Source organism: Paenibacillus sp. FSL L8-0663 (genome assembly GCF_038008125.1).
GTDB classification, from domain to species: Bacteria; Bacillota; Bacilli; order Paenibacillales; family Paenibacillaceae; genus Paenibacillus; species Paenibacillus polymyxa_D.
Genome location: NZ_JBBOYM010000001.1, coordinates 2,172,675 through 2,185,174, shown reverse-complemented (window position 1 = coordinate 2,185,174; position 12,500 = coordinate 2,172,675). Strand labels below are relative to the sequence as shown.

The window sequence follows — 12,500 nt, the reverse complement described above, 5'->3', positions numbered from 1 at the left end:
CATATCCATGGTTGTATAACGTCCTTTTGCTTATTTATTTACCACTGCAGCTCAATAAATGCAGCATCATCATCAAGTCCCCCGGTATGGGATGCATCCAGCAATACCTGTATCTGCTCATCAGGGACAGGCTCGCGAATGGGGTCCAAATCGGATAAACCGTCCGTATATACCTGTAATCTCATCGGCATATCTGCGGAAATGCTTCTTTCATACCAATGAGGCTTCCCTCCAATCGGCCCACGGCTTGTAGACCAGCGCTCCGCTGTTGAGAAGGTATGATCGAATAGCTCACTGATTTCCTCGGCACCGTTCCATAGTCGCAAACGTGAATCCCCTTGCCAGGCAAGTCGGAGACGACCACGGCTACCACGCTTCGGCAGTTCGATTTTACCACAAATATACATGGACTGGCTTCCCTGACGACGTTTATCTTCCAATACCGAACGCATTAAGCCTGATTCGTGATCCAAAGGCTGCCGATCCAGTTCCTCTGCCGCTGTACCTGCCAAACGTTCAAGGTACACTCTCAATTGATCAGCAGACAGATCTTGTCCCCGTTCCATCCAATCCAGTAAAGAAGAACCCAGATAGCGGGCCGCAAAATCTCCTCGGTAACTGAGCCCGACACCATCACACAAGACAAAACAACAGACGGATTTATGAATACGTACTGCGGCGAAATCCTGTCCGCTTTCTCCCATACTGGCAGATTCGGCAGACCTTCCATAGCCATAACGACACATAAAACGACTGTGATGAGATGATAAAGGCTGATCGCCTGTCTGAGAGCTTATGTAAGCAAATTGCTGAGTCAGCCTTGCATTCATTCCCTTTTTTTTGCTCGCGGGGAGCAGGGACAGCGGTGGATTCATGCTTTTACCTCCTTACCGTACAGGCGTTGCGGCCGACATTTGAAACCCAATGGACACCAGCTCCGCACAGGTTCCGGGCAGCATCATAATGGCTCCTTCACCTAACTGATAATCTGCCTCAAATAGCATTTCCCGATAGCTTTCAGGCAGCACAGAAGACATATCACGCAATTTCACAGCATGTTCATCCTGCAACGGCGTATTATGTGTCAGACCTTTCCAGCGACGGGGGTCCTGAATAGGCGTTTCCAGCAACCTGTCGGATAAAAATATATTTTCCACCAGTACATTACCGTCCGGTACGCTCATGCTCATAATACGCTTCGCAATCGGTTCGGGATCATCACCTGTGGAAACTCCATCTGTCATATGACAGACCAAAGGTGCAGGACAGTCCTGCATCCCTGGTAATTCCGCTTGCAAAATACGCTCAGCTTGCAAGAAGGCCTTTGCTGAATCTGAAAACCGTTTGGGCGTCAAATCGGGCAACGAACCAATGGCCGCGATTTCATCAATTCCCTTGACACCATTCAGCAGGTCATACACGTCGTCACTATAAGCCAAAATCGCAATCCGATAGCGCGCTGTCAGCCGATTTCCTTTGGTTGATCGAAAAACCATCTGCCGGATCGCCAACGATATAGCTTCATATACAACGTCAATACGCCGCCGCCCCTCCATCAGCATGTTCATCGACGCGCTGATGTCAATCAGGTAAATGATCAGGGCGGGAGTGCGTTGTGAAGCCTGTATTGTATAATTCATGGTTTGTACATGCTCCCCTCAGTTACCTTCTATCTCCATCTGTTTCGTATCTATCATTCCGCCTATATATAAACATATGAAATATTAAATTTTAGGCAGTCTAAAATTCGTATCTCCTAAAAAATTATAAATAGAGGAGGCCCGATATCCTACTTCACCTACCGAACGATAATAAGAAGGATTACTATCATATAGTGATCTAAAACGCTTCGCAAAGCTCTTTGCCTTCGCAGCGCTGCCACCTTCCTGAGAGGCATACGCCTTGTTGTACAGGGAAATAAGCTGAAGAACGTTCTCCTTGTTTCGTGCATGCATGGACTCTTTTTGCTTTTGTTCCGCCTCGGCTGCTGCCTTACGAGCTGCCTCTTCCTGGGCGGCACGAGCTTCCTGCTCTTTTTTCAAAGCCAAGTATTTTTCATACTTTGCCTGTTGATCATACGCTTTTTGCTTCGCCAACTTGGCAGCCGCCTGCTTATTTTGTTCCTTTTGAGCGAGATAAGCTTCATATTTAACCTGTTGAGCGATAAGGGCTTGCTGTTTCTTCTGCTCTTCCTGTTGCTTTTGAGCAGCAAGTGCCTGTTGTTTGGTCTGCTGTTCCGCTTCCTGTCGTTGTTTCTCCGTCAGCAATTTTTGAGCCGCTTTCTGCTCGGCTGCCAGCTTTTCCTCGGCCGCCTTTGCAGCCTTTGCAGCCTTCGCTGCCTCTTCCTGCTTGGCTGCCTCGATTTGCCGCTGATTGGACTGATCTGCAAGAATATTCACGGCTGGGATTCCAGCTGCCAATAGAACGACTGCGGCCGCAGTTGTCACGATAAACGCTTTGGAGCGATACCAGGCTTTTGTTTTTTCAGGTTGCTCTGGCGTCATGGGATTCAACTGCTCCTCTAGTCCTGTGATCGCAGCTGACACCTCCACATGCAAAGGACTGCCGTCTTCTACAAAATGATACAACGACCGGTATACTTCCAGCGCTGCAGCAGGTTTGTTTTGCTGCTCCAAATCACGTGCCTGTCGGAACAGCTTGTCCGTTACCCCACGCTCTCCTTGCTCCAGGGCGGCCTGATTTAGCAGTGCAGCCTGTTCAGTCTTGAGCGGTGCAGGCGCTGACAAAGAGGATGCAGCTTCACTGGAAAGGCCACCCACCGCTGCCGATTCTATTGTTTCTGTCGCAGCAGGTTCCGGTTCTATAGCCTCAACTGAAATTTCCTGCTCAGTAACCGCATTAAGTACAACCAGCCATTCGCCAAAAGTAGGGCAACTGCTTAAATCCTGACTATCCCAAGCACGGCTGAACAATTCTACCACCTTGCTGCCCCAACGAGATTCCAGCGATTTTCGTAAAATAAAATAACGTTCGCAAGGCGTCTGCATTTCATGCTGATCAAAATAACTTTCGCCCCACGCTTTGTCGACTACTACACGGTCAGACCAGCCTAACATTTCTCCTATAATGATTGCCCCTGCAAAACGGTCTGCATACGCACTCCACAACCCGCTGTGGACGGTACGATGGGCGGCATACCCTGGCGAACCTGCCAATAGAGCGTCTGGACGATCCATTTTAGTACTATACATTTGTTCCACGTCCACCAATTCCACAGCTGACGTGCCTTCAGGCAGTTCCACTTCAGAAAAAAACGGAAGCATCACATTCGGCGCCGATAAATCACAGTGCGCCAATCCTTTTTGCTCCATAGCTGAACCGATCCCTGCCAATGCTCTGGCTAAAGCCAGACTATCGGAAGCCTCAAGCTGACGCTGATCTGTGAGACAATCGAACCATGTCATACCGTGAACCCATGGCATCAGTACCGCATACAGCAAATCAGGCTGCTCGGCAATCAGACTTCCGTTTCTTTCTGGAGTGAGCACATCACGCTTGCATACCTGCAAACCGGGAATATCCCCGTATGCTTCCATATGCTCAGATTGATAAACCATAGCCGGGATGCGGAACTTCGGAAAAAACACCTTAAGGGCTTTTGCCTCATGTGGCGCTCCGTTTTTGGCATTTAGCTGGTATACAATTCCCTGACGCCCTGCTTGAGCATAGGCTAAACCGGGTGCAGCGGGATGTCGTCCAACCACATAAGCTGTGCCGTTTATGATCAATTCGTCTCCCGGATTCGGTTGAAAAGACATGAAACATCCCTCTCCTTACATCATTCAGTATGCTAGTTTTCCTCACCTTATTATATACATCTATGGATGGCAAGAAAACCGGGTATCCGAAGATCGCCCGGTTTTTCCTGAACATCCTGTGCCAAACCGTGAGGAATGGCTCACATATTGCTTCTTAATAGAGTGGTATATGATAAGTTAATGCCTATCAGGCAAGACAACTTATTTCGTTTGGTCAACCGTGCGGAATTTGTTAGCGATAGCTGTCAATTCTTGACTGATGCTGTTCAAAGTCGTTACGAAAGCTTGCATTTGTTTGCTAGCTTCCTGAAACTCTTGGAAGAAGCGTTGTTTAGTCATACCTTCCCATTGACCTTCCATACCTGAGATGGACTGTGTCAAACTGGAAACGATCTGCTGGCTTTGCTCACCACTTTGTTTAAATTGGTTAGCCACCTGATCAACCTGTTCTGGGGTAATTAAAATGCGTCCTGCCATTTTTTGAGTCCTCCTTGATGATAAATAATGTTTTTGTTTATCTGGTTCAAATTGTACTATGGCTATTTAATTCCCTACAAAAGGCAAAGGACCTAATTGTAACAATCCCACTTTTTAACTATAAAACAGCACCTAACAGTATAATATTAACAAAAAAACACCTAATAAGTCCCATAAAGCCGGGAATTGTGGAACGAGCTCAAGTAATTTTGCAATCGATCCAGATTGTCCCGGAACGCGATCCCAACTAAGCGACAGGCTGATCTCTTACTGTAGACGGATCAGTAAAATACCAATCCTGCGGACTGCTAGAAGACGCCTGCATCAGAATATCCTGATGCAACGTTTCTACATCCGAAGACTGTACACCAGAAATGGCATGTACGACAGACTGCGGGTTAGAAATCAGGCTGCTTCCTTCCGAAGCTTGCCCAGGCAGAATAGACGGTGATTGCTGATTCGACCAATCGAGCATCGTGACGGGTCGTCCCAATGGTTGGCTGGCAAATGACAGTATCGTTTGATAGTTGTGGTCAACAGACTGAAACTGCTCTGCCTTTCGGTTCAGTTGTGTACCTGATGTATGGAGGTAAGCATGGATCTGTTCTGACATCCGCTTGGCCTGCATCCAATGATTCAAGATCGCCTCGCGTGCAGATACATCCCAATCCAGCGATTGTAACGCCTGCTCCAAACCTGCTGTTAACTGTTGAATTTGCTCCGCCGCATGCTGTAGCTGCCCGCTAAGCCCCCGAAGCACATCCGGTTCAACTCGAATGCGCATATCCATCACCCTTCTTCTGTCACTTCTTCATTCACTGCCGACTGTTTCAACCAATTTAATAATAAATCCACAAACTGATCTCTTGAAGCCATAGCTGCAATCAGCCAGTCCCCGTTACCACTAGAGCTCATCCGAAATATCCAGTTCATTGCAGGACACAGGACAAAGGCTGCCCGTTGTGATTCCCACTCCCTGCCGTTCCAAACCAGCAATTGCAGTTCTCCCTCAGCTACACGGGAACTCAAAGACTGAGCCAGTCTTGCAGACCCCTCTGCATCTCCGCTAGCCTCGGTCAGTTTACTGCTGATCAAAGACACACTTTCCCCTGCCGATTGCTCGTAAATTTTATTAAACGCCTGCTTGGAGAACATTAGTGCGGGGGATTCAGGCACAAGTCGATCTACCCAACCCATTTTATCAATCAATGTCTCGCAAGCCTTTTCCACATTACCCAGATCGTACAATCGATACTCATCGGGTTCATCAGCGGATTTCACGAGTTCCACTACACGCTCGTTCGTGCAATGGAGATAGCCTTCAAATTGCTTACCTCCCCGCACATAGCGTATACGGCAAGCCCTGTTGGATAATCCCGCGATAGCGACTCTTGAAAAAACAGTAGGAGGCATTGCTAGCTCTTTGCCCTTATCTACCCGCTTTAGATAACCCTTTTCCAAAAGAGTAGCTTTTACTTGCTCCCACTCTTCCGCCAACTCCTCTGCTAGATAGCCCTTAAACGGATCTTCCACCCCAAGCAGTCGGTCAGAACCCAATACGCCTGCCAGAAAAAACAGTTCCTTCGCCTTGAGGGTTATTAACTTCTGCTTGGAAGCTTGAAACGTTAACATTATGAGCCACCTCCCTTCAAACTACAACATGCCATCGGTCACGAATTTTCGTTATCCAATCCTCACAGCTCACTTGCTCTGAGAAGGGAATTGCCGCTTTTATCCTGGTAAATTTGCGCCGTACGTAGTACCCCTGCCCAGGTGGCAGGACTTTTAGTCCACCAGTAGCGGCGTTCGCCTCCGAATAAGGGATACGAAAGAACGATAGATCATTCGAATCTAGTGTTCCAAATAGCATACCGCTTTGGCTTGCCTTGACATCATTAAACCAGTCCACACCAAAGGTAGGAAAATCAGATGGCACACCCGAGAGCACGACATGCACATTGCGATCACGTCCCAACCGTACAATGGCGGAGAGCTGATCCTTTATCATAAAATCATTCAGTTGCTTGCTTAACATATCCGCATCATCAATGACCAGGAGCAATTCGGGATCATTCCCCTCCTTGTTCCGTTGTTGAACAATATCATACACTTGCTGTACCAGAGGTCCCATTTCTTCCTCACTTTCAGCAGCAGCCTTAACATGAGGAAGATGTCGTAATCTAGATAGTCCCCCGCCTCCATAGCGTGTATCGATCGTATAGACTTCCAATTGATCGGGTGATGTATAATAAGCCAGCGATATAATCCAGCTCATTAGAAAGGAGGTTTTTCCACCCTCCATTGGACTACCCACAATAAAATTGGGCCCTTCTTTCAGATTCAGGAGAAAAGGCTCAAGATCGTCACTCTGTAGGCCTACAGGTACTTCGTAAGGTAGTGCGCCCGATGGTCCACTTGTCCGATCCCACTGCTGAAGCAGTTCCGATAGTGGAATCCGCTCAGGTAATGGTAGGATAGCTGGTGCGTGCTTGCCTTTCCATTCCTGCACAATGCCAGCAATATTGCGGCGTAGCCGTGCTGATCGCTCCGCCTCATCTTCTCCTGGTGAGGGCAGTGCCGTCTGGAACTCCAGCGGAGGAACATGCCCTTTAACCAGAGCGCGACCTGGAATTAACGGTCCTGGCGTTTTGGCTGGTCGCCCTACCGCATAGTAATAGTCACTCGGGTCGGACATTTCAAAAGAAACTGCATTCGGTATGTTACTGCGGAATTTCTCAAACACATCGGTAATCCGGTTCGCTGTAATGATAAACGTGATGCCTAGACTACCTCCTTCTCGCAAAAGAGATTCCAACAGTTCATTTTCATCTGGATAAGCATTACGGAAATTAAGATATCCATCAATAACTACGACAATTTGCGGGATATCCTCGACAGCAGAACGTCGATAAGAGCTTATTGTTTTGACTCCAGCCTCGGAAAGCATTTCCTTGCGTACGGCCACCATCTTGAACAGATAACGGAACAATCGCTTGATCCGGTCATCCTCCTCAGCCATCATAACAGCCCCGATTTGGGGAAGTTCCCCAAAGTCGCGCATCGTTCGACCCATGTCAATGATATAACCATTCCAATGATTCGCAGCAAAACGCTGAGCCGTGGACATCAGCAACGTATGCAAAAAGGTTGTTTTCCCCATGCCGGGCATGCCATACACAGCCCAATGACCATGATCTAGCGATGCATAAATTGGCTCCTGTCGCTGATTCGGCAAATCATCTACTAGACCAATAAGAGCCTTCAGATCCAAAGGTGATGATGTACTATCTATTTCGGTGCATACCGGCAAATTTGTTAAATCCAGCAATTCAGGCAGCGGCGGAAGCCACGGTCCCTGAAGTCGTTCGATCCCTGCCTTAGCAGCCTCATTCGCAATATAATCAATAAATACTTGAAGCTGTTTAGGGGCTTCTTCTCCTTTTAAGCCTGAGCTTGCCCGTTCGCCGCCCGTCAGTAGCGCTTCACGTTTTCCGTTCAGTCTCACCTCATGTACAGGTAGTGCAGAAGAAATATCGCTGTTGCCTATATACGGCGCACCGCTCCAAGCAAACTGCATCTCTTCAAATACTTCGTCACTACCCACTTGGAAATATCCTCGTCCCGGCTTCGTAATCCACGCGGCATTCGGTATTTTCAACATGTCACGGCTATCGCCTTCGCTTTGCACCCGTAAGCAGATGCGGAATCTGGAGTTACTCCAAATCTTGTCATCCACGACACCTGCAGGCTTTTGCGTCGCCAAAATCAAATGGACACCTAGTGTCCGCCCAATCGCAGCAATACTGATTAGCTCGTCCATAAACTCTGGCTGATCCCGCTTTAATTGTGCAAATTCATCAATAATAATAACCAGATGAGGCAGCGGTTGTTCCTGCCGCTGCCGGAGTAGTCTGTAATATTCATCAATATGCTGTAAATTGCCTGCATCGTTCAATATCTTCTGCCGACGAACCAGTTCTGCTTTAAGAGATATTTTGGCACGTTCAATCAAATTATTGTCCAAGTTCGTGATCGTACCCACAACATGCGGCAAGTTAACGAACGTGTTGGACATGCCTCCACCCTTGTAATCGATCAGCATAAAAGCAAGATCATGCGGATGAAACTCGGCAGCAAGCGAGGCTACGATGGACTGGATAACCTCACTCTTTCCTGAACCCGTTGTACCGGCGATCAAGCCATGGGGACCATGCCCTTGACGCTCTATCTTATCATGCAGGTTAATCATAATCTTCTTGCCGCCTGCTCGCACGCCCATTGGCACAGGTAAGGTATCAGGATGGCGGTTACGACGCCACCGATCTGTCACATCCAGTTCTTCCACACTTGCTACGCTCATCATATCAAACAGAGGCAGCACAGCGGGAATATCAGAAGCTGAGGAACGCTTCAAGCGAATAGGAGCCATGTACCGCGCTAATGCATCGGCTTCCTCTTTTGACAAACGATCCGGTTTAAAACTTTGCTGTTCAACCTCCGCCGACTCTGATTTACGGGCATATACGCCCTGCTCTTTGGTAGCCTCCACAATCAGCTGACACTGCATCGGCAAAGCCTCTTTACGAGAAGCCAGCACAATCGTACACGCATCAATGGCCCGGCCGTCTTCCAATAACAACGGCAGCAACGGTTCTTCCTCAATCAGCTGGGTGTCAGATAAAACAACGACATAACAAGGGACTTCCATCCCTTTGCCTTGACGATCATTACGATTATTTTTACGGCGGTTCAGTCTGGCAAACAGAAAATCTGCTAATTGATGTGCACTACTACTGCGGTCTGACATCATTCTCTGGATTCGGTCATCATCCCACACATGTGGAAGCCAGCGCATCCAGGTCCATTCACTTTCCTCTCGCTCGTCATAGAAGGAAGCAATTTTCACTTCATCTGGCGAGTGACGAACCGTCACTTGTGCCAAAATGACTCTTAACGCAGCAAGGGTATGTTCCCGATCGCCGACCAATCCAACCACTTTGGATTGAAACAGCGGTAATGCAATGGAAGCAGCGTCTACCAGACGAAATTCTTCTTCCAGTTCATCCGCAGCTCCCAACAAAGGATCTCGGTCATAACCGTCTGGGCGTGGAATTTGCAATTTTATATGAAAGGGAACTTGTCCAGTTCCAATACGCACCTGCAAAAAGTCCTCATCCTCCGGTGATCGTTCCCAAAGTGAACTGTTGCGGTTTTTGACAATTTGAGTGCATATTTGCGGGTCACCGTGAATTTCATATAGTGTGCGAATTTGCTCCTCGCGTTTCATTTCAAGTTCTTCACGATGCTTTTGGAGCTGTTCCCGGTACATGCGGTCCCGTTCCTCTAGCTTGCGCTTGTATTCCTTCTTATTATTTAGATAGACAAAAAAAGGAATCGTATAAGATGTAAGCATCATGACCACAGTGACCATTTGGAACATCAAATAGTTACTGTTGCCCATCTTGCCTGTTTTGCTCATATATACGTAAAAGCCTATAGTCACCAACGTCATCATTAACGGAATAAGTATAGATATAATAGAAAAAGACGGCTTGCTCGGCTCAGCCGGAGGCCGTAAAATCTCCAGCTTCTCCTCTCGGAGCGCCGGCCTTAATCTCGGGGATCGCTGGTATAATGCATTCAAGACAAAAGTCCCCCTTTTCGCTTACTATTTCATTTTACCAAGGTTTCATATAATTTCATGTGTGTATTTACCCATTTTTTTCATTTTGAAACAGAGAACGCCTTCCATACACAGGCGCTTCGTCCTGAGTTGTCGAAAAAGCGCGCTGAATACGCACAGTACAGCCTTCCCGCAAGCCGGATCCTGTAAGTAGCTGGTTATCTCCCACCCTGAACCAGAGCCCTTCCGGGAACTTTGCTTCCATAATATATTGCATGCCTTCCGCCGGAGGCTCGCCGAAAATGCGCACACCCAGCATCAGCTTTAAATGTTCCACCGAGTATTCATCAGCTACCTCGATGTCAAACCACTCTGTTTCCTGTCGTCCTGAAAGCACGGTCAGGATCATCTGTCATCCCTCCCGATCCTTAATATATAGCAAAGTTCACGCAAAAAGCCTATTTCCACGGAAATATGGCTATCGTAACTGTAGCATCCGACTATTAGACTGTCAATTTGTTACAAAATACCCACTCCAAAAATAAAATAGTGACTTTGGTCATAGTTTCTCATATTAGTAGAGTCATTGGTATCAATAATATGTATTGGATCGGTTCTAATATGGGTATATACGTCATTTTGTCGATTAGTTAGAACTAAATTCGATTGTTACCTAGATTGTTGTGAACACTTTGTAAATTTTTCAGACCTTTATGTTTTTATAAGGTGTTTTTAAGGTAATTTTAAGAAACGGGCACTACAATTAAGCCATGAAATAACTCAGGCGAGGTGATTTTTGTGAGAACATTAATTACATTTCAAAACAAACGTATTCCCGTATACTTCAATCAAGAAAATAAGCAACCAGTACAAAAAACATTAAAACTTCTAAGTAACACTTTGGAGAATAAAATCTCCAGCGGCAAGCGTGCCCTTCAAAAATGCCTTAACTCTTTGATCAGTATAGAGATTGTCGGTTGTGAAGCCATCCTGCATAGTGTTAGTGAAAATGATTCATTGGCATTGTCCCTCTATTAAGAGGGACTTTTTTTGTCCACTTTAGACACACAAAAAAGAGAGGGACATTTCAGCACCCTCTCCATATCAGCAGCTTTAAAACATGATACATGTGACTTACCGCAGCTTATGGATTGATCAGACTTTATTTAAAGTATTCTGCGATAACCTTTTTTACCGCCTCGTTCCTTATTCTGCGCCTTCTCAATCCGTATTCTAAACAGTTCTAGTAAATTAGCGCGTGTATGCTCTTCCCGGCAGTTGTCCAGCTTTTTTAAGATAAAACGGTCAATGGACATATGACTCAGGCTCCTTTACAGCAAGCTGCCCCTGCTTTTCAAGGGGATGATCAGGCTATCCATTTTTAACCATTCTGCCTGTTGTTTAAACAGGTACGTTCCTTATAGGATAAAGCAGGCGGGATTACATACCCTTTAATAAGGGTAAATACATAAAGTTTCGATAATTTTATCACGTTAAGCCTGGAAGCTATGGACAAGGAGCGAACAAAAACCATGAGTAAACACATGATTACCAAAATAGTCTGCAACCTTTTATTCGCATTCTTAATTCTAACGATGCTGGCTGCATGCAGCAGGGAAAAAGCTTCAACCCGGAGTATAGCCCAACATGAAGCTGAAGCACGTGCCTACACCGTAACGGGTAATCCCAACCAAGGTGCATCATCCCTTGATGAACGAGCTGCCAATCATACACCTGTCCATCAGCAAGGCAGCAGCTATGTCGAAATATCAGGTGGCGTCAGCATTGATAAAAATACCGTGAAGGTTACAGGACATTCCAACCTCCCGGCCGGAGCACGGATCAAAGGGAATCTTGCGGTCAAAAACTCCCTGTTAACTGGGTACACGGATGAGACAACCGTTCAAAAGGACGGAAGTTTTGTACTCCAGGTACAACGCCCCGGAATACAGGGCAGTATGGATCTGACTGTTCTGTTCCGTCCAGATGACCAAGACAATGAAATACGAAATCTGTATGGCAGCGGTGGCAACAAATTGGAAGGTCCTTATGTATATCAATACGAAGAAAACAAACAGCTTCTGCATGAAGTTCGGATTGGGGCTGAATTTGATCCTGAACAAGAACGCAATACCCCTTTAGTTAAGCCCGTCTGGAACAAACCTAAGGACTACGGCAGCCCTCAAGTGTGGATTAAGCCTGATGTGAAGCAAGAGGGTAACTATTATCATGTATATGCGCGCAGCAATTTGCTGGAAGGGTCGGACGTCAAACTCAAGATTGATTTTCCGGGACGATGGCAGTTTGGCTACGATGATCAAACCAAAGTTATGCCTGACGGCTCCTTCAGCATGAGGGTCAAAAAGCCGAGCCTTGCCAACCGCTACATCATAATCATAAGTTTCGAACCAAACGAAGATATGTGGACCAACGCCAAACAGGCGTATGGTACACAAGGAGAACGTCTTTCGGGACCGTTAGTCAAATCTGCAGACGAAAAAGAGGGCTCCAAACAGATTGAAGCCCGTATCCCTATCCAACCCAAATCGTAACTAAACGCAGCATCTAACTTAAAGTTACGGCCGTTCGCCATGAAATACGCTTCACAGATACAGTCTATG

General features: G+C 46.7%; 11 protein-coding genes. 2 read left to right on the top strand and 9 right to left on the bottom strand.

All coding sequences use genetic code 11. The features are described 5' to 3' along the window. Positions 1–38 precede the first annotated feature (38 nt). The 8 genes from MKY75_RS10050 to MKY75_RS10015 form a co-directional block, all read right to left on the bottom strand. Complete coding sequence (locus tag MKY75_RS10050) at positions 39–875, bottom strand: hypothetical protein (RefSeq protein WP_069011423.1); 837 nt, start codon at positions 873–875, stop codon at positions 39–41. Positions 876–887: 12 nt separating this feature from the next. Beyond that, positions 888–1,640: a vWA domain-containing protein gene (locus MKY75_RS10045; protein WP_013309992.1), complete on the bottom strand. Its 753-nt coding sequence runs from the start codon at positions 1,638–1,640 to the stop codon at positions 888–890. A gap of 84 nt (positions 1,641–1,724) precedes the next feature. Further along, the gene (locus MKY75_RS10040) at positions 1,725–3,779 is read right to left on the bottom strand and encodes a hypothetical protein (protein ID WP_340885119.1); all 2,055 of its coding nucleotides are present in this window, start codon (positions 3,777–3,779) and stop codon (positions 1,725–1,727) included. 201 nt (positions 3,780–3,980) lie between these two features. Continuing rightward, a complete protein-coding gene (locus MKY75_RS10035) occupies positions 3,981–4,256 on the bottom strand; it encodes a WXG100 family type VII secretion target (RefSeq protein WP_013309990.1) in 276 nt (91 codons plus the stop codon). A gap of 247 nt (positions 4,257–4,503) precedes the next feature. After that, positions 4,504–5,040 (bottom strand): WXG100 family type VII secretion target, encoded by a 537-nt coding sequence (locus tag MKY75_RS10030; RefSeq protein WP_029517064.1) that lies wholly within the window; start codon positions 5,038–5,040, stop codon positions 4,504–4,506. 5 nt (positions 5,041–5,045) lie between these two features. Next, on the bottom strand, positions 5,046–5,888 hold the full coding sequence (locus MKY75_RS10025; protein ID WP_029517063.1) for a hypothetical protein: 843 nt from the start codon (positions 5,886–5,888) through the stop codon (positions 5,046–5,048). A 16-nt stretch (positions 5,889–5,904) separates the two neighbouring features. Then, positions 5,905–9,900 (bottom strand): type VII secretion protein EssC, encoded by a 3,996-nt coding sequence (gene essC / locus MKY75_RS10020; RefSeq protein WP_165147479.1) that lies wholly within the window; start codon positions 9,898–9,900, stop codon positions 5,905–5,907. A gap of 67 nt (positions 9,901–9,967) precedes the next feature. After that, a complete protein-coding gene (locus tag MKY75_RS10015; RefSeq protein WP_029517061.1) occupies positions 9,968–10,288 on the bottom strand; it encodes a hypothetical protein in 321 nt (106 codons plus the stop codon). Between the two features lie 389 nt (positions 10,289–10,677). Between MKY75_RS10015 and MKY75_RS10010 the strand changes: the two genes are divergently transcribed. Next, positions 10,678–10,917: a hypothetical protein gene (locus MKY75_RS10010; RefSeq protein ID WP_013370782.1), complete on the top strand. Its 240-nt coding sequence runs from the start codon at positions 10,678–10,680 to the stop codon at positions 10,915–10,917. A 128-nt stretch (positions 10,918–11,045) separates the two neighbouring features. Here the strand turns inward: MKY75_RS10010 and MKY75_RS10005 are convergent, their stop codons facing one another. Next, the gene (locus MKY75_RS10005) at positions 11,046–11,195 is read right to left on the bottom strand and encodes a hypothetical protein (RefSeq protein ID WP_023988262.1); all 150 of its coding nucleotides are present in this window, start codon (positions 11,193–11,195) and stop codon (positions 11,046–11,048) included. A gap of 216 nt (positions 11,196–11,411) precedes the next feature. Between MKY75_RS10005 and MKY75_RS10000 the strand changes: the two genes are divergently transcribed. Beyond that, positions 11,412–12,431, top strand: a complete 1,020-nt coding sequence (locus tag MKY75_RS10000) for a hypothetical protein (RefSeq protein ID WP_029517060.1) — start codon at positions 11,412–11,414, stop codon at positions 12,429–12,431. Positions 12,432–12,500 lie beyond the last annotated feature (69 nt).